22 protein-coding genes are annotated in these 24,708 nt (G+C 62.5%); 11 read left to right on the top strand and 11 right to left on the bottom strand.

Annotated features, from left to right (window positions below):
- Positions 1-41 precede the first annotated feature (41 nt).
- From mltG to OO730_RS04410, 4 genes are all read right to left on the bottom strand, one after another.
- Positions 42-1,106 (bottom strand): endolytic transglycosylase MltG, encoded by a 1,065-nt coding sequence (gene mltG, locus OO730_RS04425; RefSeq protein WP_264983368.1) that lies wholly within the window; start codon positions 1,104-1,106, stop codon positions 42-44.
- Positions 1,082-1,495 (bottom strand): Holliday junction resolvase RuvX, encoded by a 414-nt coding sequence (gene ruvX / locus OO730_RS04420; RefSeq protein ID WP_264983367.1) that lies wholly within the window; start codon positions 1,493-1,495, stop codon positions 1,082-1,084. Before ruvX ends, mltG begins: the two co-directional genes overlap by 25 nt.
- Entirely contained in the window at positions 1,496-1,906 is a 411-nt protein-coding gene (locus OO730_RS04415) for a PaaI family thioesterase (RefSeq protein WP_264983366.1), read from the bottom strand.
- Between the two features lie 209 nt (positions 1,907-2,115).
- Complete coding sequence (locus OO730_RS04410) at positions 2,116-5,637, bottom strand: FAD-binding and (Fe-S)-binding domain-containing protein (RefSeq protein ID WP_264983365.1); 3,522 nt, start codon at positions 5,635-5,637, stop codon at positions 2,116-2,118.
- Positions 5,638-5,881: 244 nt separating this feature from the next.
- Here OO730_RS04410 and OO730_RS04405 point away from each other — a divergent pair, with 244 nt between their 5' ends.
- Positions 5,882-7,057 (top strand): cation:proton antiporter, encoded by a 1,176-nt coding sequence (locus OO730_RS04405; protein ID WP_264983364.1) that lies wholly within the window; start codon positions 5,882-5,884, stop codon positions 7,055-7,057.
- A 160-nt stretch (positions 7,058-7,217) separates the two neighbouring features.
- Here OO730_RS04405 and OO730_RS04400 read toward each other — a convergent pair whose 3' ends face one another.
- Both OO730_RS04400 and OO730_RS04395 read right to left on the bottom strand, forming a co-directional pair.
- Positions 7,218-7,511 (bottom strand): hypothetical protein, encoded by a 294-nt coding sequence (locus tag OO730_RS04400; protein WP_264983363.1) that lies wholly within the window; start codon positions 7,509-7,511, stop codon positions 7,218-7,220.
- Positions 7,512-7,685: 174 nt separating this feature from the next.
- A complete protein-coding gene (locus OO730_RS04395) occupies positions 7,686-9,653 on the bottom strand; it encodes a methyl-accepting chemotaxis protein (protein ID WP_407681908.1) in 1,968 nt (655 codons plus the stop codon).
- 437 nt (positions 9,654-10,090) lie between these two features.
- Here OO730_RS04395 and OO730_RS04390 point away from each other — a divergent pair, with 437 nt between their 5' ends.
- Together OO730_RS04390 and OO730_RS04385 are read left to right on the top strand one after the other, a co-directional pair.
- Positions 10,091-11,230 (top strand): pyridoxal-phosphate-dependent aminotransferase family protein, encoded by a 1,140-nt coding sequence (locus tag OO730_RS04390; protein WP_264983361.1) that lies wholly within the window; start codon positions 10,091-10,093, stop codon positions 11,228-11,230.
- A 22-nt stretch (positions 11,231-11,252) separates the two neighbouring features.
- On the top strand, positions 11,253-12,443 hold the full coding sequence (locus OO730_RS04385) for a phosphoglycerate dehydrogenase (protein WP_264983360.1): 1,191 nt from the start codon (positions 11,253-11,255) through the stop codon (positions 12,441-12,443).
- A 58-nt stretch (positions 12,444-12,501) separates the two neighbouring features.
- Here OO730_RS04385 and OO730_RS04380 read toward each other — a convergent pair whose 3' ends face one another.
- From OO730_RS04380 to OO730_RS04370, 3 genes are read right to left on the bottom strand one after another with little or no spacing between them, the layout of a single operon-like run.
- Positions 12,502-12,606, bottom strand: coding sequence for a YqaE/Pmp3 family membrane protein (locus tag OO730_RS04380; RefSeq protein WP_264983359.1), 105 nt, complete (start codon positions 12,604-12,606; stop codon positions 12,502-12,504).
- A 19-nt stretch (positions 12,607-12,625) separates the two neighbouring features.
- Positions 12,626-14,941, bottom strand: a complete 2,316-nt coding sequence (gene hypF, locus OO730_RS04375; RefSeq protein ID WP_264983358.1) for a carbamoyltransferase HypF — start codon at positions 14,939-14,941, stop codon at positions 12,626-12,628.
- A 42-nt stretch (positions 14,942-14,983) separates the two neighbouring features.
- On the bottom strand, positions 14,984-15,904 hold the full coding sequence (locus OO730_RS04370; protein WP_264983357.1) for a DUF362 domain-containing protein: 921 nt from the start codon (positions 15,902-15,904) through the stop codon (positions 14,984-14,986).
- Between the two features lie 79 nt (positions 15,905-15,983).
- Between OO730_RS04370 and OO730_RS04365 the strand changes: the two genes are divergently transcribed.
- The 4 genes from OO730_RS04365 to OO730_RS04350 all read left to right on the top strand — a co-directional run bounded on the left by OO730_RS04365 (position 15,984) and on the right by OO730_RS04350 (position 18,611).
- On the top strand, positions 15,984-17,486 hold the full coding sequence (locus OO730_RS04365) for an ATP-binding cassette domain-containing protein (RefSeq protein WP_264983356.1): 1,503 nt from the start codon (positions 15,984-15,986) through the stop codon (positions 17,484-17,486).
- A gap of 246 nt (positions 17,487-17,732) precedes the next feature.
- A complete protein-coding gene (locus OO730_RS04360; RefSeq protein WP_264983355.1) occupies positions 17,733-17,999 on the top strand; it encodes an RNA recognition motif domain-containing protein in 267 nt (88 codons plus the stop codon).
- Between the two features lie 108 nt (positions 18,000-18,107).
- Positions 18,108-18,293 (top strand): hypothetical protein, encoded by a 186-nt coding sequence (locus OO730_RS04355; protein ID WP_264983354.1) that lies wholly within the window; start codon positions 18,108-18,110, stop codon positions 18,291-18,293.
- 87 nt (positions 18,294-18,380) lie between these two features.
- The gene (locus OO730_RS04350; RefSeq protein ID WP_264983353.1) at positions 18,381-18,611 is read left to right on the top strand and encodes a cold shock domain-containing protein; all 231 of its coding nucleotides are present in this window, start codon (positions 18,381-18,383) and stop codon (positions 18,609-18,611) included.
- A gap of 107 nt (positions 18,612-18,718) precedes the next feature.
- Here OO730_RS04350 and OO730_RS04345 read toward each other — a convergent pair whose 3' ends face one another.
- A complete protein-coding gene (locus OO730_RS04345; protein ID WP_264983352.1) occupies positions 18,719-20,677 on the bottom strand; it encodes a molybdopterin biosynthesis protein in 1,959 nt (652 codons plus the stop codon).
- Between the two features lie 190 nt (positions 20,678-20,867).
- Positions 20,868-22,070, bottom strand: a complete 1,203-nt coding sequence (locus tag OO730_RS04340) for an aminopeptidase (RefSeq protein WP_264983351.1) — start codon at positions 22,068-22,070, stop codon at positions 20,868-20,870.
- Positions 22,071-22,354: 284 nt separating this feature from the next.
- On the opposite strand from OO730_RS04340, the gene OO730_RS04335 reads away from it, so the two are divergent.
- The 4 genes from OO730_RS04335 to OO730_RS04320 all read left to right on the top strand — a co-directional run bounded on the left by OO730_RS04335 (position 22,355) and on the right by OO730_RS04320 (position 24,631).
- The gene (locus OO730_RS04335; protein ID WP_264983350.1) at positions 22,355-22,543 is read left to right on the top strand and encodes a ferredoxin; all 189 of its coding nucleotides are present in this window, start codon (positions 22,355-22,357) and stop codon (positions 22,541-22,543) included.
- 242 nt (positions 22,544-22,785) lie between these two features.
- On the top strand, positions 22,786-23,625 hold the full coding sequence (locus tag OO730_RS04330) for a YkgJ family cysteine cluster protein (protein ID WP_264983349.1): 840 nt from the start codon (positions 22,786-22,788) through the stop codon (positions 23,623-23,625).
- Position 23,626: 1 nt separating this feature from the next.
- On the top strand, positions 23,627-23,992 hold the full coding sequence (locus OO730_RS04325; RefSeq protein ID WP_264983348.1) for a hypothetical protein: 366 nt from the start codon (positions 23,627-23,629) through the stop codon (positions 23,990-23,992).
- Between the two features lie 15 nt (positions 23,993-24,007).
- Positions 24,008-24,631 (top strand): tetratricopeptide repeat protein, encoded by a 624-nt coding sequence (locus tag OO730_RS04320; RefSeq protein WP_264983347.1) that lies wholly within the window; start codon positions 24,008-24,010, stop codon positions 24,629-24,631.
- The last annotated feature ends 77 nt before the right edge of the window (positions 24,632-24,708 follow it).

Genomic DNA, 24,708 nt, shown 5'->3' with positions numbered 1-24,708 from the left:
CCTAAAATTCATGAATTGCGCAATTCGACCGTTTCCCGGGGCTACTGCTTGGTGGACCTGTAGGTCTTTCGGTTGCGCCTGAGTTGATACTTGGCGACCGCCTCGTTGTGCTCGGCGAGTGTTTTGCTGAAATGGTGGGAGCCGTCGCCCATGGCCACGAAGTAGAGGAAAGCGTGCTTTTCAGGGTGCACGGCGGCCATGAGCGCGTCCAGGCCGGGCGAGCAGATGGGGCCGGGCGGCAGGCCGCGATGGACGTAGGTGTTGTACGGGTTGGCCTTGTCCAGGAGGTGGTTCTTCCTGATGTTGCCGTCGAACTCCGGTCCCAGTCCGTAGATGATGGTCGGGTCGCACTGGATGAGCATCCGCTTCCTGAGCCGGTTGTGGAACACGCCGGATATCCGCGCCCGTTCGGTCACGTCGCCGGTCTCCTTCTCGATGAGGGAGGCCAGGATCACGGCGCGGTGCAGCTCCTTGAATCCGGGCAGCCCCTCGGGCCAGACCTTGGTCGCGTTCTTGATGAATTCCTTGATCATGGTCTCGGCCATGTATCGGGACCGGTCGCCGCGCGGCGGGGTGAGCAGGTAGGTCTCGGGAAAGAGGTAGCCCTCGGCGTCCCCGGCCTCGATGCCGTAGCGGTCCAGCAGTTCCGGGTCGGTCACGGCCTGGGCAAAGGCGGCGTATGAGCCGAGTCCGGCCTCGTCGATCTCGCGGGCGGTCTGCCACCAGGTCAGGCCCTCGCGGACGGACACCTTTTTCATGATGCCTGCCGAGGTGGTCAGCTCGCTCAGCACCTTTTCCGGCACCCAGCCGGTTGAGAGCAGGAACTCCCCGGCGCGGATGGACGCGTCCCTGCCCGTGCGCCGGGCCAGCTTGAGGAAGCGGCGGGCGTCGGTGATGACGCCCCGGTCCTTGAGGTTGCGGGCGATGGTGGTGAAGATCTGGCCCGGCTCCACCCGGAAGATCACGTCATTGCCCGGCGTCTCGGGCGGCACCGTCAGGAACTGCTCCTCCTGCCACGCCTTGTGCCAGTGGTAGCCGCCCACGCCGATGCCCGCCAGCAGGGCCAGCGCAAGGAGTGTGATCAGGATTGTCCGCTTTCCAGCCATGATCTCAGGATGATGACGGCGGCCTGGCTGTCCAGGGCCATCTTTTTCTTTTTGCCGCGCAGTCCGGCGGCATTGAGTTCCTCTTCGGCCTCCGCCGAGGTCAGCCGCTCGTCCATGAGCCGGACGGGGACGTCTGTCCTGCGGGCGAGCGATTCGGCGAAATTCCGGGCCTGCCGCGTGGTCAGGGTGTCGTCGCCCTCAAGGGAGAGCGGCAGTCCTACCACCACGGTTTCGATGGATTCATTCTGAATGATTTCGATGAGTTCGTCAAAGAGTGCGTCGCGGGTCGTGCGCGTGAGGGTGGTCAGCGGCGAGACCAGCGTGCCCGTGGGGTCGCAGACCGCCAGGCCCACGCGCTTGAGGCCGAAGTCGATGCCGAGGGCGCGCACCTAGAGGTCCTCCAGGGACTTTTTCATCCGGTAGCCCATGGCCTGCACGTCGGCAATGAGCTGCCCGGCCCCGTCAATGACTTTCACGGCATAGGTCGCCATGTGCCCTCCGGCGGACAGCTCCTCTGCGGTGGCGGTGAGCACGCCGCCTGTGGCGGGATTGAGATAGGCGATGGACAGGTTCACGGCCAGGGCCACGTTTCCGCGGCTGTTGGCGGCGGCCCCGAAGGCGGTCTCGGCCAGGGTATAGATGGCCCCGGCATTGACGGTCCCGAATGGATTTCTGTGCTCGTCCCGGACTTCCATCCGGCAGACGGCCGACCCGGGCGCGACCTCCACGACCTCCACCCCGACCAGCCGCCCGAAGGCGTTCTTTTCCCCGAGCAATGCTTTCACGCCGTCAGCGTTCATGACTTTCTCCAGAAGTTTCCTCTAACAAACACGCAACCCGGCCAGGGTCAAGAGGCAGAGTCTCCCGCCGGAGTTCTTCCCCGAGACGATACCCGCGAATCGGCCCTGGATAAACGGCGCACCATGCATGGAACATGGTGCGCCGCACAGACTGTCTTTTGGGGCTCAAACGGAAAACGAAATCGATGTCCGGTGAGGCGGTCGAAGGCTTACGCCCCTTTCCTCTCGGCGTTTTTGAGCAATTCCTTGAGCTCGCGCTTCCACCGTTTGCCGCCCACGGTTTCGGCCAGGTATTCCACGGCGTGGATGACCCGGTTGTGCCGTTTCATCTGCAGCATGGAACGCTTGATGCCCACCTTGCAGGACGGGCAGCCGACCACCACGGGCTTGTGCCTGTCGGCGCCCAGGTCCTCGGCGAGCTGTTCCTTCTTGCGGTCGCGCAGCCTGTTGTAGATGGCCGGGCTGGTCATGGCCCCGAGGCCGGATTCGCCGCAGCAGCCGGGGGAGAGGTCCACCTCGGCGGCGGTCAGTTTGGCCAGTGCGGTCCGGTACATTTCCGGGGCCTTCAACTTGGCCACGCCGGTCCACTCCGTGTGGCAGGCCGCGTGGTAGAGCACGGGCTCGGCCCCGCGCATGGCGGGCAGTCGTTCCATGAGGAACTGGACCACGTCGAGGTGCTTGAGCGGGTCGGCCAGTTCCGAGGAGAAGTCGTAGGTCTCCAGGGACTCGCGGCAGGTGCCGCAGGCCGTGAGCAGGGTGGTGGCCTTGAGACCGGCCTTGCCGGTCTTGACCAGCAGGTCCAGGAAGGCCTGGACGTTGCGGTGGCGGTTGGTCTTGTAGGCTTCCTCGCAGCCGCTCGCCAGCAGCGGGTAGCCGCAGCACATGTGGTGGTCGGGCAGGACCACGTTCACGCCCGCCTTGAGCAGCAGGTAGACCGAGGCCTTGCCGATGGACCGGGAGAAGAGCGACGCGCCGCACCCCGGGAAGTAGAGCACGGTGTCGTCGCGGTCCGCGCCCGGGGACTTGAAGATGGAGCCCTTTTCCAGTTCCAGGCTCTGGGCGAGGTTGCGGAAGTCGATGGACGGGCTGCGGTGCTTGACCACGGGCGATTCGATCCGGGACAGCCAGCGGGCCGGGATCATGCCGATGGTCTTGTCCTGGAGGGATTGCCCCACGGACAGCACCTTGGCCGCAATGGGCAGGGTGGCGGCCGGGTCCTTGGCCAGGTTCCGCAGCACGATCTGCTTGATGGGGTGGCCGGACTTGCCCTTGGAGTCTAGGAAGGAGCGCATGGACAGGGCGGCCCCGGCGGAGTCGATCTTCACCGGGCAGGCGGCCTGGCATTTGCCGCAGGCCGTGCAGTGGTCCATGAGGTCGCGCAGCTCGGCCATCAGTTCATGGGCGGGCTCGCCGGTCTGGACCTGCGAATAGTAGATGCCCTCGATGAGCGCGCCGAGCGCGATGTTCTTGTTGCGCGGGTGGTACATCAGCCCCTTGGCCGGGTGGTACATGGGGCAGACCTGCTTGCACTTGCCGCAGCGGGTGCAGGTCTGGATATTCCTGAGCAGCCCCATGAGGGCTTCCTTGTCCTTGAGGGCCGTGGCGTTCAGGTCCTGAATGAGCCGGTTGAAGGAGAAGGTGAACGGCTTGCTCGGCAGTTGGCGCGAGGTCAGCTTGCCGGGGTTGAATATCCCGTTGGGGTCCACCTTCCTGCGGTAGGCCTTGAGCGCCTCGATCTTTTCCTCGGACAGGAAGGCGATCTTGGTGATGCCGATGCCGTGCTCTCCGGTCACCTGCCCGCCGATCTCCAGCACGCGGGCCATGACCGTGTCGGCGGCCTCGTGGGCCGAGGCGAGCATTTCCGCGTCGTTGGAGTTGACCGGCAGGTTGACGTGGCAGTTGCCGTCGCCCGCGTGCATGTGGTTGGCGATGACGATGCGCTTTAACTGCATCTCCTGCCACAGCGCCTTTATCTCGCGGTCGAGCTTGGGATAGGTGTCGCGCAGCTTGAGGAACAGGAACCGGCATTGCGCCTCCTGTTCGGTGTCGGAAAAATCGGTGGACGCAACCTTGCCCGACAGGATGTCGCCGATGCGCCTGCGCGCTTCCCTGACGTCCTCGTCGTGCTCGTTGACGCCTTCCAGGTCCATGACCTTGTCCAGGGTCTTGTCGTATATCTTGGCCAGGTAGATGAGGTTCAGGTCCTCCAGGAACTCGGAAAAGTCCGGGATGACCTGCATGGGGATGACAACGTCCTCGTTGATCTTGAAGCCGGAGGTGCGCCGGGCGATGGCGGACAGCTTGTGCCGGTCCTCCCAGAACAGTTCGGCCTCCTTTTCGTCCCGGGCCGCGAAGATGTCCACGCCGTCATAGGGCTTGGCGATGGCGAGCACGGTCTGGGTGGCCCCGTCCAGGGCCTCCTTGTCGTTGGAGTCGAGCTGGACGATGATCACCGAAATGGGGTCGCCCTCGTACTGGGTGGACTTGGTCTGGTACTCGATGGCCTGCACGTACTTGGGGCCGAATTCCTCCAGGGCCGAAATCTTGACCAGGTCGCCTTCCTCGCGGATGGTGTTGCGCATGCCGACGATATCCTTGATGACGAGCATGGCGTTGCGCATGTTGCGGCCGAAGAATTCCAGACAGAGCACGCGGGAGTGTGCGAGCTGCGGGTAGCAGACGAAGGAGCAGGTGGTGATGATGCCGTCCGTGCCTTCCTTCTGCACGCCGGGCAGGCCGCCCAGGTACTTGTTGGACACGTCTTTGCCCAGGCCCTTGCCCCGGATCTCGTCGCCCTTGAGGGTCACGGTGTCGATGTGCGCGCCCTGTTCGTCGGTGATGTCGAAGATCGCCTCGTCGAACTCGTAAATCTTGTGGCGCGGGTGGTCCCGGCGGGTCACGGTGATGAGCGAGCCGTCGGGCCGGACCATGCGGTAGGACAGGATGTTGTCGATGGTGGTGCCGTACTCGAAGGCGAAGGGGCCGCCCGCGTTTTCGGCGATGTTGCCGCCCAGGCTCGATCCCGCCTTGGAGGCCGGGTCCACGGTGAAGAGCAACCCCTTTTTGGCCGCGGCCTGGATGGCGTTTAATGTGATCACGCCGGACTGCGTGGTCAGGGTGCGCTCGTCAGGGTCGATGTCGATGATCTTCTTGAACCGGGAGAGCGACAGGATGACGCACCGCGCCTGGGCCGGGATGGCTCCGCCCGTTGCGCCGGTGCCGCCGCCGCGCGGGATGATGCCGAAGTCCATCTCGTTGGCCAGCCGGACAACGGACTGGATCTGCGCTTCGGTCTCGGGGAAGAGCACGAGCATGGGCAGTTCCATGCGCAGGTCGGTGGCGTCCGTGGCGGACTCCACGCGGCTGTGCGGTTCGTGGCCGATGGCGTCTTCGGGCATGAAGGCGCGCAGCCTGTCGATGATGGCGTCGCGGAAGGCGAGCTCGCGGTCGTGGCGTTCCCAGAACAGCTCGATGCCTTTTTCCAGGATTTTGGCGAATTCGCGGTCCAGCATGGGCTTGGACATGTTCAGCCGCCGTTCCACGGCCTTTTTGACCATTTCGGGATCAATGAAGGGATTGTATCGGACAAGAAAGAGTTCCGCCGCCAGGTTGGAGGCGAGTTTCTTCACTTTGTCCGGCCAGTTCTGGAAGCGCTCCATGTCCACCACGCCGAAGGCGCGGGTGATGAGCTGTTCGTCCGATATGGAAATATGGGGACCGAGTTGGGCCATTACTGATTACTCCATGAGTTGGTGAAGGAGTGAGAGTTAAGCCCTTTTTTTTGCATTGGCAAGTTTGACGGGGAGGGATATCCGCGTCGCTCAATGATCCGGCAACATATACCCGTCTCTCCTATTGACGGGGCGCAACTCCCATGCGATTTTTGCATTCAGTGCAGTTGCCCCGTGTCGGCCGTGACGTTTGTGGCCGGGGCAGCCCAAACGGCGACTTCGTTCCCGGAGATTTTTCATGCACATGGACCCACTGATTCCCGGCATAGTTGGCGCAGCGTTTTGCATCCTTGTCATCGGGTTTGTCATGGAGCGGTTCAGGCAGCCTTCGGTTATCGGTTATATCTTGGCCGGTATCGTTCTCGGACCGCAGGGTTTGGCATTGATCCAGGATCAGGCCGTGATCGCCCGGATGGGAGAGTTCGGGGTGATCCTGCTCCTGTTCTTTGTGGGGATGGAAGTGCCGCTGGCAACGCTGCTCAAGCATTGGCTCGTGTCGGGCCTCGGAACCCTGTTGCAGATAGTGTTGAGCCTGGGCTGCACGTGGGCGATCGGCACTTTCTTCGGGTGGCCCGTCGCCAGGATCGTTTTGCTCGGCTTTGTCGTCAGCCTGAGCAGTACGGCTGTGGTCCTCAAATATCTTGAACTCCGCGACCAACTCCATACCCGGTTGGGTTCCAATCTGATCGGCATTCTGCTGGTGCAGGACGTCGCCATCGTCTTCATGCTCATAGCCATGCAGTTCTTGAGGGGGCAAACTCCGTCTGCAGGGGAGTTGGTGCTTCAAGGCATCGGTTGCGTTGCAAGCCTGCTGCTCATCGCGTTTCTTGCCCGGAAAAAACATATCAATCTTCCATGCTACCAGAATTTTTGCGGAAAGGGGGACAAGGAGTACGAGGTTTTCATGGCGTTGATCCTGTGCTTCGGGCTTGCGTTGGTCTCCGGCCTTTTGGGCCTTTCGGCCGGTCTGGGAGCCTTCCTGGCGGGCCTTGTCGTGTCTTCGGCAAAGGAAACGCAATGGGTTCATGAGAATCTGAATCCGTTCAGGGTCGTGTTTCTGGCGCTGTTTTTCGTGTCTATCGGCACGCAGATCGACCTCGATTTCATCAGGCTCAACACTATGGCTTTGCTGATGCTTGTGCTGGTTTTGTTCGTCACGAACACGTTCATCAATGCGTCCATCCTGCATGTGCTGCGGACACCATGGCACGAAAGCCTTCTCGCCGGAGCATTGCTGTCCCAGATAGGCGAATTCAGTTTTGTCCTGGCCGCAGTGGGGCACGAAGCATCCATTATCAGCGATTACGCGTACCACATGACCATTTCCACGATCGTTTTTTCCCTTATCCTGACACCGGCGTGGGCCATGCTCATTGAGCGATCCACGGCTGCGTGGAGGCGACGGTCGCCAACGTCATGAAAGGTATCCGGCGTCCAGGGGCATTGCGGTTTGTCCGCTGTTCACGATCTGCCGCGAGATGATGGAATGCCGCCTTCCAGGGACGTGAAAAGGCCCTGATGGGTGGTGTCCATCAAGGCCTCGGCTGCTGAGCGTCGATTTTTTTGCGTGCTGTTCCGTATTACGCCACCTGAGACGTCCCCTCGTCTTCGCCGCCCCGGTTTCGCTTCAATTCCACGCCGCTGTGCTCGAGCGCGGCGAGCATGCCGCGTTTCTTCAACTCGGTGATCAGGCCGAGGTGTTCGGCGCGCTCGATGCCGTCCTCTGTCAGGGCGATGACCGGGTCGGCCATGAACAGGCCGGAGTCCAGCATCTCCTGTATCGCGCCCTTGCCGTAGAAGTGGGGGGAGTAGCGCTTCAGGCCGCCCTTGATGAATTTTTCGATGCACTGGTCAACCAGGGATATGCTCTTCATGGGAAGTCTCGGATACCGTTGGTGTTGTTTTCTAGATATTTACTTGAAAATGTCATGAAGGGCAACGGTCTGTGTGCGGTTTTCGGCGATGCGGGGAAAAAAGGAAGGGCGCGGCACCAATTGCCGCGCCCCAATACCGGAGGTAAGCCGGAACGGATCCGGCGAACTGTTATTTTAGAAGCGCTCGAATTCCTCTGACTGGTCATCCATGGCCAACTCCATGCCCGTTTCGGCTGCGGAGGGTTCCGCCGTGGGCAGGGCGGCGGGCGCGGTCCGGGCGACGCTCACCCTGGTTCCGGCGCTGTGGCCGCGCCCGTGCCCATTGATCTTGAAGAAGGCCATGGTCGATTGCAGCATCTGGCCCTGTGCGGACAGCTCCTCGCTGGTGGAGGCCATCTCCTCGGAAGCCGTGGCGTTCTGCTGGATGACCTGGTCGAGTTGGCTGATGGCCTGGTTGACCTGTATCGCGCCCGCGTTCTGCTCGTCGCTGGCCGCGGATATCTCCTGCACCAGGGCGGCGGTCTTTTCGATGTCCGGGACCAGTTGTTTCAGCATGGTGCCGGCCTTGTCGGCCACGGCCAGGCTGGAGCTGGACAGATCGCTGATCTCGGCGGCGGCGGTGCCGCTGCGCTCGGCCAGCTTGCGCACTTCCGCCGCCACCACGGCGAATCCCTTGCCGTGTTCACCGGCCCGGGCCGCTTCGATGGCCGCGTTCAGGGCCAGCAGGTTGGTCTGGCGGGCGATTTCCTCGATGATGGAAATCTTCTCGGCGATGGAGTTCATGGCATCCACGGTCTGGGTCACGGCCGAGCCGCTTTCGCGGGCGTCCGCCGCAGCCTTGTTGGCGAGGTCGTCCGTGAGCTTCGCGTTCTCGGCGTTTTGGCTGATGTTGGAGGCCATCTGCTCCATGGAGGAGGAAATCTCCTCGATGGCGGCGGCCTGTTCCGTGGCCCCCTGGGACAAGCCCTCGGCCGAGGCCGACAGTTGCTCGCTGCCTGCGGCCACGTTTTCCGTGGCCCCGCCGACTTCCTGGACAACCTTCCTGAGCTTGACGACCATGTTGTTGAGCGCGGCGGCCAGGACGCCGATTTCGTCTTTCTGGTTCACGTCCAGCGTCTTGGAGAAGTCGCCCTTCGACATGTCCTTGGCAAAGTTGACGCCCTTGGCGATGGGCCTGGTGATGGACAGGGTCAGGAACGTGGCTGCGGCCAGTCCGAGGAGCAGGGCCGCGACCGCTGAACTCATGCTCAGGACGTTGGCGCTGGTGATTTCGCTCATCATCTTCTGCTTCTGGTCGGCCCGGGCCGCGCGGCAGACCTCGTCGGCCTTGCGCGCCGCCGCGACCATAACATTCTCTGCTTCGACCTGCTTGTTCATGCAGGTGACGAAGCCATCGAATTCAGCCTGGTACCTGACCAATGCCTGGTTGACGTTGTTCAGGAGGTCGATGTTCGTTTTGGCGTTGAGCCGGTCTCCGAGGTCCTTGCCCAGGGTCTGGATCTTCTGCAGGCCCTCCCCGTGCTTGTCGAGGTAGGCCTGGTCGGAAGAGATGATGTATTCCTTCTCGTTCTTGCGGGCGTCCAGGAACCACTTGATCATCCGGTTGGCATCGTCCGCCTTGTCCAGCTTGTCCATGATATCCGCCGTGGAGGCGGTGCCGGAGGTGAGCAGGGCCTGGAATTGTTCCTTCTGCGCGGTGCGCAGGGCCTCGGTCTGCTCCAGGGCGATATTGGCCTCGACGCGCATGGCCTGCATGTCTTCATTCTTCTGTCTTTCCAGGTCGACGTATGAGGCAAAGGCCTTTTCGTATTCCCCGACCGAGGCGGTCACCTCGGCCATCTGGTCCTTGTTCAATTGCTGGTCGAACTTGTCGCTGGTCGTTTTGGCCTGGGCAAAGAGGGCCTTGAGGGACGACGCATGTCCGTCGAGAAGCTTGACGTCCTTTCGGAGCATGAAATTTTTCTCCTGCACCCGGCTTTCCAGGATGAAACGCACCAGCCGGTTGACGTCGTCGGCCTTGTCGACGCGGTCCTGAACATTGCTCATACCATTCAGGCCTATGGCGGCCATGGCCATCGTCAGGAACAGGACAACGCCGAATCCGATACCGAGTTTCACACGTAATCGTAAATTGTTCAGCATGACAGCTTTCCTTTTCTCCTGTGGTAAAGGTGGCTCAAGATAGTCGGCTAGAGCATAGGCGTGTTTGTGAATACGTGTAAATGTGTATTTGAAAATTATAACAACTCCGTAACGGTTTTTTATTGTGGACTTTTTAAGTCTGAAATCGGCGAAAGCCGTACCGGGTCCGTTTGCCTGATCGCGTACGGTTCCGGGTGGCGGCGTCTTCGCGTGCGCGGGATAAGGGCGGCGTCGTTTTTATGGCCATGACGGCCGGAATCGGTCTGATTTTTCGGTGTGTTCGTCCGCTATGTTCGGACTTGGCCGGGTGATGCCGAATAATCGTCCCGTCAGTATCCTGTCTTGCCTTCTCGCGGCTCCCGTTATACTGAACGTGAACATTTTTTTGTGTTCGGGAGATTCCCCCTTGTCGTTACATTCAGTGAAGGATTGAGATCATGAGCAAACCGAATTTTGCGCTTTTGAAGCTGTTTATCACCGGACCTACATATATCCGAGACGAGATCAAGGAAGCGGGGCGGCTCCCCGAGTTCGGGCATCGCGACGCGGAAAACGACCTCCGGTTCGCCCCCATCCGCGAAAACCTGCGCAAGCTGGCCGGGTGCGGCGATGACTATGAACCCATTCTCTGCCTGGGGTCGGGCTCCACGGCCATGGAAGCGTCCGTGCGCTCCCTGGTGGCCGAGGGCGAGACCATCCTGAACGTGTCCGTGGGCGCCTTCGGCGACATGTACTACAATCTGGCCGACCATAACGGGAAGAAGTCCGAGAACCTCAAGTTCGACTACGGGCAGGCCATCGACCTGAACGTGCTTGAGGACAAGCTCAAGGAACTCAAGCCCGATCTGGTCTCCTTCACCCACAACGAGACCTCCACCGGCGTGGTCAACGACATGAAGGCCACCTGCGAGCTGATCCGTGCGCACGGGGCCATGCCCATCGTGGACGGCGTGTCCATCTTCGGCGGCGCGGACCTCGACCTGTCCAATTCCGGGGCCGCCATGTACTCCACGGCCACCCAGAAGGCCCTGGCCCTGCCCGCCGGTTTCGGCATCGGCTTCGTTTCCGGGGAGGCCGAGGAAAAGGCCGCCAAGGTGACCAACAAGGGCCACCACCACGACATCACCAAGCACCTGGGCCGCGCCCGCAAGAACCAGACCCTGACCACTCCCAACTGCACCCTGGCCAACCAGATGTACGTGCAGCTCGATCACATCGTGAACGTGGAAGGCATCGAGAACCGGTTCAACCGGCACATCGAGATGCGGGGCATGGTCGAGAAATGGGTCGCGGGCCTGGACGGGTTCGAGATGTTCGCTCCCGAGGGCTACCGCTCGCCCACCGTGTCCACCGTGCTCTGCCCTGCGGGCGTGACCGTGACCCAGCTCAAGAAGGGCGTGAAGGAAGCGCTGCGCGGCGGGGGCTATCTCATGGACCCGGGCTACGGAAAGCTCAACGCCGCCCTGGAAGAGGCGGGCCGCCGCCTGGTCATCCGCGTGGGCCACATGGGCGACATCATGCCCGACATGCTGGGCGAATACCTCGGCAAGCTCGAAGTGGAACTGAAGAAATTGTAATAGCACAAGGGGAAGAGAGAGTATGAACAAACGCATCCTGGCCAACGACGGCCTGGTCGAAGAGGCCCAGAAATATCTGAAGCAGCAGGGCTTCATCATCGAGACGGAGAAGCGCGACGAGGAAGACCTCATGAGCGAGATCGGCTCCTTCGACGCCCTGCTCGTGCGCTCGGCCACCAAGGTCACCCGCGAACTGCTGGAAGCGGGCGTCCGAAACGGCGGCAAGCTCAAGATCGTCGGTCGCGGCGGCGTGGGCACCGACAACATCGACCTCGAAGCGGCCAAGGAACTCGGCGTCATCGTCAAGTTCGCGCCCAACGGCAACACCAACGCCACCGCCGAACACGCGCTGGGCCTGATGTTCGCCATCGCCCGCCGCGTGCCCTTTGCCCATCATACGCTGATGAACGGCACCTGGCACAAGAAGCGTTTCAAGGGCGTGGAGCTGTTCGGCAAGACGCTCGGCATCATAGGCTGCGGCCGCATCGGTCAGGCCCTGGCCGCCAAGGCGGGCGCCCTCGGCATGAAGGTCATCGGCTACGACATGTACCGGTCCATCGACGCGCCCCTGACCTACGTGGACTCCATTCCCGAGTTGCTGGCCCAGTCGGATTTCGTGTCCCTGCACTGCGGCGGCACCGAGCCGGTCATCAACACCGAGCAATTGGCGCAGATGAAGGATACCGCCTTCCTGATCAACGCCTCACGCGGCAAGAACGTGGCCGAGGACGCGCTTTACAACGCGCTCAAGACAGGCCAGATCGCGGGCGCGGCGCTCGACTGCTACGAGACCGAGCCCAAGCGTGAGGGGCTGCCCTTCGAGAACAAGCTCCAGGAGCTGGACAACATCGTCATGTCCGCTCACCTGGGCGCTTCCACCCGCAACGCGGGCGTGCGCACCGGCATGGAGATCGCCGAGGTGGTCACCGGCTACCTGCGGCGCGGCGAGTACGGCAACTCCGTCAACGTCGGCGAGACCGTTGAGGAAGAGGGCACCGAGGTCTACACCATCTTCATCACCCACGCTGACACGCCGGGCATGTTCGGCAAGTTCGGCACCGTCATGGGCGAGATGGGCGTCAACATCCGCGAGAACAACTCCCGCAAGCTCGGCGAGCAGGTCCAGACCGTGTACATGGTCCACGCCAAGCCCAGCGAGGAAGTGCGCGCCGCCCTGGCAGGCATCGACGGCGTCGCCCGCGTGACCATCTAGCCGTGGAACCAAGAATCAAAAAAGGGCCGGAGGATGATCCTCCGGCCCTTTTTTGCGTCTATTTCTTTCGGGTGAGCAACCAGATGACGTGGACCAGGCCCGGGAAGTAGCCGAGGATGGTCAGCAGCAGGTTGACCCAGAACTGGAGGCCCAGGCCGCCCACGGGACGGTCGCCGTCATGCCTAGAGCAGCAGTTTCCTCTGGCCCCAGACCGCCTGCCCGAGCGAGATGCAACCGTCGTTGGGCGGGAGTTGCTTGTGGACCAGGGGAATCAGGCCCGCGCCTTCCAGGGCCATGGGGAGTTCCGTGGCCAGGGTCAGGTTCTGCATGACCCCGCCGGACAGCCCCACGTGGTGGATATCCAGGAGCATGGAGAAGGAGAAGGCCATTTCGGTCAGCCCGTTGATCAGTCCCTTGTGGAACCGGCGGGCCACCACCGGCACGGGCACCTCGTTGTCCAGGTCTTCCAGGGCACCGGCCACCAGTTCGAGGGTGTTCAGGGCCACCGGGTCGGCCGAGGTGAGGGGGCAGGGATAGGCCCCCTTTTCGTTCATGTCCTGGACCTTTTCCAGCCGGATGGCGGCCTGTCCCTCGTAGGAGATGGTGTCGGCCAGGCCGCACAGCCCGGCCACGGCGTCGAACAGTCTGCCGCAACTGGACGTCAGGGGCGCGTTGATGCCTTTTTCGATGATCCGGGGCAGGAAGCGGCTTTCTTTCTCGAAGTCCTTGAGCCAGGGCCAGGCGTATTTGCCCGGTTCCCGGACACCCAGTTCCCACAGGGCGGCCTGGGCGATGCGCCAGGGTTCCCTGACCGCGGCCTCGCCGCCGGGCAGCCGGATGCGGGAGAAGTGGGCCAGCCGCTGGTGCTCGAGCATTTCCGGTATGACCATGAAACATTCGCCGCCCCAGATGGTGCCGTCCTCGCCGAAGCCGGTTCCGTCCAGGGCCAGCCCCAGGGCCGGTCCCGTGTGTCCGTTTTCGGCCAGGACCGAGTAGATGTGCGCCACGTGGTGCTGGAGGGCGGCCACGGGCACGCCCATTTTCCTGCCGATCTCCTCGGCCAGGGTGGAGGTCATGTAGTCGGGGTGCAGGTCGCGGACGATCAGCTCCGGCCGGACCTGGAGGATGTCCTGGAGGTGGGCCAGGATTTCCTTGAAGAATTCCATTGTTTCCAGGTTGGACATGTTGCCGATGTGCTGGCTGGGGAAGGCCTGGTCCTTCTTGGTCAGGGTCATGGTGCATTTCAGCTCCGGCCCCGTGCCGAGTACGGTGGGGCCTTCCTCGGGCAGGAAGACCGGGGCCGGGACGAAGCCGCGCGCCCTGCGCATGAACAGCGGGTCGCTGCTCACCGGGTTGACCCGGACCACGGAGTCGTCCGTGCGGATGAGGATGTCCCGGTTGTGGAAGAGCATCAGGTCAGCGATGTTCCCCAGGCGCTCCAGGGCCTCGTCGTTGTCGAGGCAGATGGGTTCGGAACTCATGTTGCCGGAGGTCATGACCAGGGCCGGGACCGGGTCGCAACAGTTCCTGAAGTCATTGAGCAGCACGTGGTGAAGCGGGGTGTAGGGCAGCATCAGCCCCACGAAATTCGTGTCCGGGGCCACGTGTCCGGACAGGATGAACGGCTCGCGCTTGGCCGCCAGGACGATGGGCCGGTGTATGCCGGTCAACCAGTCTTCCTCGGCGGGGCTGATGTCGGCCAGCATGTGGGCGGACTTCATGTCCGGGACCATTACCGCCAGGGGTTTGTCCGGTCGGAATTTGCGTTCGCGAAGCGTGGCGACGGCCAGATCCGAGGACGCGTCGCAGACCAGGTGGAATCCCCCGAGGCCTTTGACCGCCGCGATCTTGCCTTCCCCGAGTTCGGCTGCCAGTCGGCGCAGGGATTCGTCGCCCTGGGCGATGACGGCCCCCTGGTTGTCGGTCAGCCAGGTCTTGGGACCGCACCGGGGGCATGCGTTGGGCTGGGCGTGGAACCGCCGGTCCAGCGGGTCCTCGTACTCCTTGCGGCAGTCCGGACACAGCTCGAACCTGGACATGGAAGTCTGAGGGCGGTCATAGGGGATGGACCGGGTGATGGTGTAGCGCGGCCCGCAGTTGGTGCAGTTGGTGAACGGGTAGCGGTAGCGGCGGTTGTCCGGGTCGTCCATGTCCGACAGGCAGTCCGGGCAGGTGGCCACGTCGGGGGAGATGAGTACGGAATGGCCGACGCCGCCCGTTGACTCGAGTATGATGAATTCGGATTCGCCCTCGACCACGTCCAGGCTCTCGGACTGGAGGGTGACGACCTTTGCCAGGGGCGGGAGCTTGTCCGCCAGGTCCTCGGCAAACCCGTCGGCCTGTTTCTGGGTCCCCTGGATTTCGATGAGTACCCCGGCCGAGGAGTTGTTCACCGAACCGGTGACGCCCCTGTCCATGGCGATCCGATAGATGAAGGGTCTGAAGCCCACGCCCTGGACCTGACCGGTGATGGTAAACCGCTGCCGAACAAGAGTCATGGACGTTCCATACAACTCAAGTCAGGTAAGCGCAAGGGGTTGCTATTTTTCAAAGTGTTCCAGAAGACTGCGGACCCTCCCCCGGATCAGGCGCAGGGGGCGGAAGGCCAGTTCCCGTTCGGCGGACAGGATGAACCCGGTGGCGTCGAAGTTGTGGGGCTGCTCCATGGGGTAGGCTATGCGGCCGGGGTCGGAACCGGGCAATTGGCGCTGCACGGCCTCGCCCCAGAGAGGGACCCGCTCCGGGGTCAGGCCGACCGCAGTGTAGGCCGCCGTGTCCAGGGCCACGCCGTTGGCTGACGCGGCCAGCATGCCGAGCGCGAAGGGGTGGCCGTTGATGGGGCCGTCCCTGTGCAGGGGGTGGACGCCGTCCAGAAGGTGGTGGGTGCGCGGCAGGGCGGCATACACGTCCATGAGCATGGACCGGAACACCTCGTGGGAATGGCCCAGCGAATAGTGGGCCACGGCCTTGCGGAAGCCGACCACGCAGCCGAACAGGTTCTTGACCGCGCCGGACATGGTCATCTGGCAGTGCACCTTGAGCTTGGGCATGTTCAGGATGCGGTCCGCTTCCAGGGCGTCCTGGGACAGGCCGATGGTCCCCCCGCCCGTCAGTTCAAGCGGCGCGGCCCGCTTCAGGCTCTTTACCCCGATCCCCAGCCCGGCCAGTTCCCGGGCCAAATCGGAGGCGCGGGCCACGCGGGACGCCGGGCCGAAGGCGGGCGAGTCCGCCACCGTGACAGCGGCCCCCCGGTCCAGAAGCCATGCGCAGGCCGCCCGGACCACCTGCGGATGGGTGGTGCAATGGCGCGCATTGGACGAGTTGACCAGGTTGGGCTTGACCAGCACCCTGTCGCCGGGGCGCACGGCAAGCCCCGAGTTTTCCAGCACCTGGGCGGTGGCCGTGTCGAGCAGGGGGGAGTCGTATTCGGGGACGCGGGCAATGGCGACGGTTTCGGGCATGTGTCCAGCATAGGCCGGAGCGGGGAAACTGGCAACACTGCGGGTTGCCAACAGGCGAAAGAAAGGCGAGAATAAACAAATGCATCCACTGATTTCCCTGACCCACGCGACCGTGACCCGCAACGGCAGACGGCTTCTCGGCCCCCTTTCCTGCGCCATCGTCCGGGACCGCCATCTGGCCGTGACCGGCGTCAACGGATCGGGCAAGACCACCTTCCTCCGCCTGCTTCGGGGGGAGATCCTCCCGGATGCGGGCGGCGAGCGGGTCTATGATTTCGGCCAGGGACCGCAGCATTCCGTGGTCGGTCTGCGCCAACGCATCGGCATGGTCTCGGCGGACATGCAGGAATTTTATTATCTTCACGCCCGGCGCGTCACCGGGCGCAACGTGATCCTGGCCGGGTTCTTCGATACCCCGATGCTGTACGAGGAAACGACCCCGGAGCAGGAGGCGGCTGCGGACGAGGTCATCCACCGGCTGGGTGTCGGCGATTTGGCCGATCGCGAGTTGGGAACACTTTCCACAGGCCAGGTGCGCAGGCTGCTGGTGGTGCGCGGCCTGGCACCGGGCCCGGACGTCCTCCTGCTCGACGAATGCCTGGACGGGCTGGACAAGGGGAGCAGGGGCGAGGTCCTCGAACTGCTCGAACTGGCCGGGGAGCGCACCACTCTGGTCTGCGCCGCGCACCGTGCGGGCGACCTGCCGGACTGCATCCAAGAGGCCGTGGTCCTGGAAGGCGGCAGGATGGCGGCCCGGGGCCCGCGCGTTGAGGCCGAGGGCCTTTTGCGGGAGACCGCCCCGGACATGGTGGCCTGCGACGTGCCCGTGGCGGCCCCGCCCGCTGAATTCGAATTTCTGCTGCGCATGGAGAACGTGTCGGTGGTGGTGGACGGGACCCGGATTCTGGACACCGTCAACTGGCAGGTCCTGCCGGGCGAGCACTGGATCGTGCTCGGCGACAACGGGGCGGGCAAGTCCACGCTGCTCAAGCTGATCACCAGCGAGATGGCCCCGTACGCCGACGATGAACTCGGGGTGGGCGTCATCCACAGGCTGGGCGGGTTGACCATGGACGAGGCGAGGTCTCTCATCGGCGTCGTCTCCCCTGATCTGCAGGCGACCTACGGCCGGGAACTCGGCTGGGAAGTGACCGCCGAGGAGACGGTCATGTCCGGCTATCGCGGATCGGTGGGCATGCTGGACGAGCCCACCAGCGAGGAGCGGCTGGGCGCGGCCAGGTGGCTCAAGGCGGTGGGCCTGGACGGCCTCGGCCCGCGTCGGCTGCGGCATATGTCCTACGGCCAGCAGCGAAGGGTCTTCCTGGCCCGGGCCATGGCGCCGGGGCCGAAACTGCTGCTGCTCGACGAGCCGTTTTCCGGGCTGGACGCGGGCTCCCGCACGGTCATGCGCGACATGGTCGAGGGACTGGCCCGGGCCGGTACGCCGATCATCCTGGTCACGCATCACGGTGGGGACCGGATTTCGTCCGTCAACCGGGTCATGGCCCTTGATTCGGGGCGGCAATTGTTCTGCGGAAAACGCGAGAAATACGAGGCGGATTTTTTACCGCATGAAGGGTAAAGACGTTTCATTTTGGAATAATTTGCCTTTTTTTTTGCAAATACCCCTTGACTTTTCCGGATAAATGAGAATAATCCTGCCACTTAGTTACCAGCGGAGCCCACGGGGGCGCGGTCTGAATGTTGGCCCGGGCTGGTTTTAAGAGAGAACAGGTATATCGAGAAGCAGTGTGCATATCGTGTATACTGCTTCTTTTATATTTACATCGATGCATCTGCATCATATATCACTCGAGAGGAGTTATCCATGTCCAAGAACATCTATGTCGGCAATCTGCCCTGGTCCGCAACCGAAGATGAAGTCCGCGCCGCCTTCGAGGCTCACGGCCCGGTTTCTTCCGTTAAACTGATCGAAGATCGCGAGACCGGCCGCCCGCGCGGTTTCGGCTTTGTCGAGATGGACGATGATTCCGCTGCCCTGGACGCCATCGAGGCCCTGGACGGCAAGGATTTCGGCGGTCGCAACATCAAGGTCAACGAGGCCAAGCCCCGCGCCGAGCGTCCTCGCTGGTAATAACGCCTTTCCGGCGCGATCCGGCAATTCGGGCCCGCCTCACCTTAGGGGAGAGGCGGGCCTTTCTATTCGGTCTCGAAGACCGATCACCATAGTGAGGAGGATATCTTGGCCAAGCCCAATTACAAGTTTCAAAAACGTCAGAAAGAGATGGCAAAGAAGAAGAAAAAGGAAGAAAAGCGACAGCGCAAACTGGCCAAGCGTCTGGAGGACGGGCAGGAGTACGTTGAAGGCGTCGATGACGACGATGACGACGATGACGATGCCGGTGAAGGTGCTTCCGAAGAGGAATAGGGATGATGCGGCATGCGTCCGACGCATTGCCAATATCCGATGCAAAGGATATGATCCCGACCAGATGTCATTATTCAGGAGGCTGAAGTGCGTTTGGAAGGCGAAGTGAGTTGGTTCAACGAGCAGAAGGGTTTCGGTTTCATCACCGATGCGGACGGCAGGGACGTGTTCGTCCACTATACCGAGATCATCCGTGACGGATTCCAGACCCTGGAGGCGGGCGAGCAGGTCACCTTCGGCCTGGTCGATGAAGAGACCGGCCCAAAGGCCACTGAAGTCCGTCTCAAGGATGCGGGGGCGAGCGCCTCGCTCCTCTAGCAACGTTTGCGGCGCTGCTGCAAAAAGTTCAAGGCCGATGTGTGTGAGAACAACACATCGGCCTTGAACTTTTTGGGGCCTTCCCTTGCGGCCTGCCCTCACGGCTGTCAGCCGTTCAATCCCATTCCGGGTTCCATTTCCCGGCCGGTCAGGTCGGTTTCATATCCACCCTGATTTTTGATCTTGGCCTTGATGTCATCCGAGCGGATGACGTCGAGCAGGGTCGTGATGCGCGGGTCGTCCTGATGCCTGGCAGGGATGACCAGGTCATAGCGTTCGCGGGCCAGGGGCACGAAGTCGAGGTCCAGCGCTTTGGCCGCCGCAAAGATGCCCAGGCCGCAGGAAGCGGCTCCGGTGAGCACGTTCACGGCCACCGCCATATGGGTGAACTCCTCGTTTTCATATCCGTTCACCTCGCGCGCATCGATTCCGGCCGTCTTGAGGTGGTGGTCCAGGAGGATGCGTGTCCCGGCTCCCCGTTGGCGGTTGATGAAGGTCACGTCGTCGCGTTTGAGGTCGTCCACGCCGGTGATGCCGAGTGGGTTGCCCTTGGCCACGATGAGGCCCTGGTGGCGGATGGCCAGGTTGAACACGGCCACGTCCACCCCCTTGAGATAGCGGCCGATGAACGGGAAATTGAAGTCCCCGGAATCCGGATCGAAGAGGTGGGCTCCCGCGAACAGGGCGGACCCCGCCTTGAGCGCCGTCAGTCCTCCCATGGAGCCCGCGTGGCTGGATACGAGCCGCAGGGGCACGGGCAATCCCATGAGCTCGTTGGCCAGGAGGTCGAGGGTGTTGTCGTGGCTGCCCACGTGGACCAGGACCCGGTCCAGTTCCGCCTCGCCCACCAGCAGTTCGGCGTGGACCTTCTGGCCCTGTTCCGCGCCCTCCACGTCCTCGGAAATGTAGGTCACGGCCTGGGCCCGGGTCATGGTGGTGATCATGCCCGCGCCGCGGGCCAGCGGCGCGGCAATGATCTGATCGCCGATGCGTCCGGCAGCCAACCGGATGGCCTCGCGCATGCCCGGCCTGGAAGGGGTCTTGCGCGCCAGGATGACGTCCGCATGCGACCGCTCGGGCAGGGCCTTGCCCATCAGCCAGTGGACGATGGGGGCCAGGATTTTTTCGTGGCAGACCACGGCGGACACGGGATAGCCCGGCGCGCCCACCAGCAGCCGCCCGGGGAAGCCGCTGCGTTCGTCGGTCACGCCCAAAAGCGTGGGCTTGCCCGGCATGACCGAGATGCCGTGGACCAGCACCGTGCCGATGGATTCGAAGACTTTTTTCGAGTAGTCCTTGCTCCCCGCGCTGGAGCCCGCGCCGACCACCACCATGTGGCGACCGTCCTCGAGCGCCTTGAGCACCGCCTCGCGCAGGGTGTCCTCGTCGTCGGGCACGGGTTTCGACCAGGCGGCGTCGATGCCCCATGAGTCGGCGTAGCCCTTGAACACCTGGGAGTTGGATTCGATGACCTGCCCGGCCCTGGGTTCGGGCTTGTCCAGGAAGTTCAGCACCTCGTCGCCGGTCGGCAGAAAGACGGTGCGCACCCGCTCCCGGACCTCTATTTCATAGATGCCCGCCGAGATGAGCGCGCCGATGTCGCAGGGCGTCAGCTCCCTGTTCTGGGGGAGGAGCAGTTCCGTGGCCACGATGTCCTCGCCGATGCGGCGCACGTGCTGCCAGGGAAAGGCGGGCGCGTCGATGAGCGCCGTGACCTCGTCCTTCTGGACCACGTTCTCGATCATGATCACCGCGTTCATCCCCTCGGGCAGGGGGTTCCCGGTGTTGACGAACAGGAACTCGTCCCCGTGGTTCAGGGCCACGGGCGCGTCCTCGCGGGCGGCGAAGGTGGACTCCGCCTTGACCGCGATGCCGTCCATGGCCGCGGCGTGGAAGGTGGGCGAGGAGTATCTGGCGAAGATCGGACCGGCCGTCACCCGCCCGCACGATTCATGGGTGGGCACGGTCTCGGTCGAGAGCAGCGTGTCGCGATCCAGCGCCGCCTTGGCCCGCTCCACCGCCTCCTCGGGCGGCACGGTCTCCAAATAAATATTTCTCTTGGCCATTCTTCTTCTCCCAATGAACGTTTTCCGCCACACTATCATGCAAAAATAGTCTCCCCGCTTCCCCCAAACCGCGCGAATGCGCCCCCAAAAAGTTTGGGAAAAGGAGGGGATGGGGGTCCGGGGGAAGGGGAGGAAACAACCCTTTTCAAAGGGTTTTTCCTCCCCTTCCCCCGGCCGCCGGAGGCAATCCCTATTCGTACTGGAACTGGCCGTCCTTATAAATGATACGGTCCTCGCCGCCCTTGAGGGTGGCGGTGACGGTCTTGCGCTCGGTGTTGACCAGGTCCCAATGCAGGGCTGAGTCATTGAAGCCGAGTTCCTTTTTCTTTGCCGCATCCAGGGTGGACTGGTCGCCTGCATAGGTGTCCGCGTAGGACGCGCCCACGGCCACGTGGCAATTGCCCTGGTCGCCGCCGAAGTTCTCGTCGAACAGGGTGTTGGCCATGAAGGCGTTGATCTTGGAGAAGCGGCGGTCGGTCAGGGAGAATTCGCCCAGCCGGTTGGCCCCCTCGTCCAGGGTCAGCTGCTTCTGCACGAATTCCTCGCCCGTCTTGGCCTCGACCTTGGTCGCCACGCCCTTCTCGAAGGTCAGCCGCACGCCTTCCACGAAGTTTCCGGAGCGGAAGGAGGGCTGGTCGGCATAGTACACGCCTTCGGTGCCGCGCCAGTCCGGCGAGAGGAATATCTCGAACGACGGGATGTTGTGGCCGGACACGCCGAGCCAGCGGCGGTCCCGGCCGGGCACCACGACGAGGTCGGTGTTCTCGGTTTTGACGCGCACGTGCTCGATGGCCAGGCTGTTGAGCCATGCCTTGACCTTTTCGGCCTCCTCGAAGATGTCGGCCCAGCGCGCGGGCGGGTTGTCGTCGTCCAGGAAGCACGCCTTGACCACCTGGGCCTTGAACTCGTCCATGGACAACCCGGCTGCCTCGGCCAGGGCCGGGGTGGGGTAGACGCAGAGGGTCCAGCCGAAGTCGCCGGACTGCTCGCGTTTTTCCATGATGTCGCGCATGAACTTGCGGGCCACGGCGGCCTGTCCGATCTTGCGCGAGTCAACGGCCTGGAGGTGGGTCAGGGAGGACGGGGCGATGAGCGAGATCAGCCCGTTCAGCCCGCCCATGAGCTCCTTGTCGCCCGCCGGGATGTCCGTGAGCTGGGCGTCCGTGCCCTTGCCGTAGAAGGAGAGTTCCATGTTGGCGGTCAGGTTCTGGCGCGCCACCGGGTTGATGCCCTTTTCGATGAGCATGTCGAACACGGTCTCCGCCAGGGGCAGGGCGTCCGTGTCGAAACGCAGCAGCACGTAGTCGCCGGGCCGGAAAGATTCGGTCCGGGCGGTGGACAGTCCCCACCACAGGGTTTCGGCGTATTTTTTCAGTTCGTCCTTGGTAAACATATGGATGCCTCGATCGGGTTTGGGTTCGAATATGCTCCGGCAGGGTAAACGACTCGGGGCCGCACCTCAAGCCGTAACCCCTTGTCTACGTTTTTGTCCTTGTCCTGAAAAGGGATTTCATGTCTTGACACAGGGCTGGCTTGATTATATCAGCAAATTCGTGCCCGGCCTCTCCGGGCCGGTAGCGTACTTTGAAAATGTGTCGGCAATGTCTCGTGACAATCCGCCGGCGCGCGAAACAGGCCCGCTAATCGGGCATCCCAAATTCTTTTTTGGAGGGAAAAATGGGCTATACTATCACTATCGATCACGACAAGTGCACTGGCGACGGCGAATGTGTCGACGTCTGTCCGGTTGAAGTCTACGAGCTTCAGGACGGCAAAGCCGTTGCAGTGAACGAAGACGAGTGTCTCGGTTGTGAGTCCTGCGTTGAGGTTTGCGAATCTGACGCGATCACCGTCGAAGAGAACTAGTCTCCAGTTTTGATATGGTTTCGGGAGCGACGATTTTTCGTCGCTCCCGTTCCATTTCTGCATCGGGCGACTCCGGTTGCCCCCTGCCGTCGCCTACGGGCGTCTTTTTTTCTCCTCCGGGCCCATCTTCGCCCGATTTTCTCGGCCCCGACGGTTGACGGCCTCCATTCACGACTTAATTGATCTGAGCGAAACCCCATGGCGCGCGCTTGCCTGCGCGGGTCGGACCAGGAGTGAGATACATGGCCCTAGATTTTACCGAATACTTCGAAAAGTACGAGGCCGTCGTGGCCGAAGTGGAGTCGGTTTTCAAGCGTTTTGAAAACGACGTGCCCGACCTGGTCAAATGCGGCAAGGGCTGCAGCGATTGCTGCTACGCCCTGTTTGATGTCACCCTGGTGGAAGCCATGTACATCAATGCCAAGTTCAATGAAAAATTTTCCGGCCTCGAGCGGTCCTCCATCATGGATCGCGCAGACAAGGCCGACCGCCAGATTCACAAGCTCAAGCGCAAGGTCTACATGGCCACCCAGAAGGGCGCGCCCACCAGCGAAATCCTGATGGAAGTCGCCAAGGCGCGCGTCCGGTGTCCCATGCTGGACGACAATGACCTCTGCTCCATCTACGAGCACCGGCCCATCACCTGCCGGTTGTACGGCGTGCCCACCTCCATCGGCGGCGAACCCCACGTGTGCGGCAAGTCCGGTTTCAAGGGCGGCGAGAAATACCCCACCGTGAACATGGACATCATCCTGGACAAGCTGCTGAACATCGGGCGCGAGCTCAAGGAAGGCATCGGCTCCAAGTACAAGGAGCTGGGCGAAATCCTGCTGCCGGTCTCCATGGCCGTCGTCACCGAGTACGACGCGGAATATCTCGGCGTGGGCGGCGGCGCCAAGCTGACGGTGCCCAGGGAACACGCTGAACGGGAACTCGGCAAGGAGGCTGTGGAGGCCATGGCCGCCACGGCCCGGAAAGAGCCGGAAGCGCCCAAGTCCGAGGCATGCGCGAGCTGCACCCAGTCCAAGGCCGCCTGCGAGTCCTGCGGCGAATCCATCGTGCTCGGCGGCGGGAAAAAATAGCATGACGGACAATATCAACTATGAAGATCTCTCCGACGAGGAGATCGCCGACCGCAAGCGGTATATGTACGAGAAGATGTCCCCCCGGCGTCGCCGGTTCGTGGACCGCATGGGGTATGACAAGTGGGACCCGTTCGCGGCCCCGTTCGACCCCATCGACATCCGCAAGGACAAGACCGGTTACACCCAGGCGGAGCTGACCCAGCTGTTCATCCGGGAATCGGGCCGGAATACGAACCAGGAGTACATCGACCAGGTCAACGAGTTCAACGTCATGATGGTCATGAACTTCGAGAAGGTCCGTCCCGTATTCGATTTTTGCCTCTGGTACGCGGAACATTGCAAGAAACACGGCGTTGAGCCATAGATCAAGGATAGCGACATGGAACAATTCGACAATATCGACGAGTACATTGCCGATCTCAAGGGCAAGCTGGAAGTCAATCCCACCTGTGGCAACACCCACTACAATCTCGGCGTGGCCTACCTGACCCGCCGCGACTTCGTGGAAGCCGAGCGCGAGTTCCTGGACGCCGTGGCCCATTCCCCGCGCATGGCCGAGGGCTACGTGCAACTGGGCGGCATCGCCCTGCAGCGCGACGACATGGAGTCCTGCCTGAACTACAATGTCCAGGCCACCCAGCAGCGGCCTTTCTTTGCCGTGCCCTGGGGCAACATCGGCTTCGTCTACATGCAGCTCGGCGAGCATGACAAGGCGCACAAGGCGCTCAAGAAGGCGCTCAAGCTGGACCCGGAATTCGCTCAGGCACAGGCCACCATGTCCACTCTGCTCATCACCATGGGCGACTACGAGGAGGCGGACAAGATTCTCAAGGTGCTCCTGGAGAGGCAGCCCAACTTCGGCCCGGCCTGGAACAACAAGGCCATCATCGATGCCCACAACGGTGATTGGGCCGATGCCGCCGTGTGCATCCGGAAGGCCGAGGAGTCCGGCTTCGAGGTGCTCGAGGACTTCAAGAAGGAAGTCGAGGAAAACAATAAATAGGATTCGTTCCTGTTGCGAACGCGCAAATCGTGATTATTATGAGGGGGCCGTCAGCTGACGGCCCCCTTTTATTTGCC

The sequence above is a fragment of the Pseudodesulfovibrio portus genome, assembly GCF_026000375.1.
GTDB lineage: Bacteria > Desulfobacterota > Desulfovibrionia > Desulfovibrionales > Desulfovibrionaceae > Pseudodesulfovibrio > Pseudodesulfovibrio portus.
Note: the sequence above shows the minus strand (reverse complement) of the source record. Positions and strands in the feature narration are given on the sequence as shown.

Bases quoted from the DNA above. Each gene is read 5' to 3' on its own strand.
- mltG (WP_264983368.1), bottom strand. From the start codon at position 1,106: ATGGCTGGAAAGCGGACAATCCTGATCACACTCCTTGCGCTGGCCCTG.
- OO730_RS04415 (WP_264983366.1), bottom strand. From the start codon at position 1,906: ATGAACGCTGACGGCGTGAAAGCATTGCTCGGGGAAAAGAACGCCTTC.
- OO730_RS04410 (WP_264983365.1), bottom strand. From the start codon at position 5,637: ATGGCCCAACTCGGTCCCCATATTTCCATATCGGACGAACAGCTCATC.
- OO730_RS04405 (WP_264983364.1), top strand. From the start codon at position 5,882: ATGGACCCACTGATTCCCGGCATAGTTGGCGCAGCGTTTTGCATCCTT.
- OO730_RS04400 (WP_264983363.1), bottom strand. From the start codon at position 7,511: ATGAAGAGCATATCCCTGGTTGACCAGTGCATCGAAAAATTCATCAAG.
- OO730_RS04395 (WP_407681908.1), bottom strand. From the start codon at position 9,653: ATGCTGAACAATTTACGATTACGTGTGAAACTCGGTATCGGATTCGGC.
- OO730_RS04390 (WP_264983361.1), top strand. From the start codon at position 10,091: ATGAGCAAACCGAATTTTGCGCTTTTGAAGCTGTTTATCACCGGACCT.
- OO730_RS04385 (WP_264983360.1), top strand. From the start codon at position 11,253: ATGAACAAACGCATCCTGGCCAACGACGGCCTGGTCGAAGAGGCCCAG.
- hypF (WP_264983358.1), bottom strand. From the start codon at position 14,941: ATGACTCTTGTTCGGCAGCGGTTTACCATCACCGGTCAGGTCCAGGGC.
- OO730_RS04370 (WP_264983357.1), bottom strand. From the start codon at position 15,904: ATGCCCGAAACCGTCGCCATTGCCCGCGTCCCCGAATACGACTCCCCC.
- OO730_RS04365 (WP_264983356.1), top strand. From the start codon at position 15,984: ATGCATCCACTGATTTCCCTGACCCACGCGACCGTGACCCGCAACGGC.
- OO730_RS04360 (WP_264983355.1), top strand. From the start codon at position 17,733: ATGTCCAAGAACATCTATGTCGGCAATCTGCCCTGGTCCGCAACCGAA.
- OO730_RS04345 (WP_264983352.1), bottom strand. From the start codon at position 20,677: ATGGCCAAGAGAAATATTTATTTGGAGACCGTGCCGCCCGAGGAGGCG.
- OO730_RS04340 (WP_264983351.1), bottom strand. From the start codon at position 22,070: ATGTTTACCAAGGACGAACTGAAAAAATACGCCGAAACCCTGTGGTGG.
- OO730_RS04335 (WP_264983350.1), top strand. From the start codon at position 22,355: ATGGGCTATACTATCACTATCGATCACGACAAGTGCACTGGCGACGGC.
- OO730_RS04330 (WP_264983349.1), top strand. From the start codon at position 22,786: ATGGCCCTAGATTTTACCGAATACTTCGAAAAGTACGAGGCCGTCGTG.
- OO730_RS04325 (WP_264983348.1), top strand. From the start codon at position 23,627: ATGACGGACAATATCAACTATGAAGATCTCTCCGACGAGGAGATCGCC.
- OO730_RS04320 (WP_264983347.1), top strand. From the start codon at position 24,008: ATGGAACAATTCGACAATATCGACGAGTACATTGCCGATCTCAAGGGC.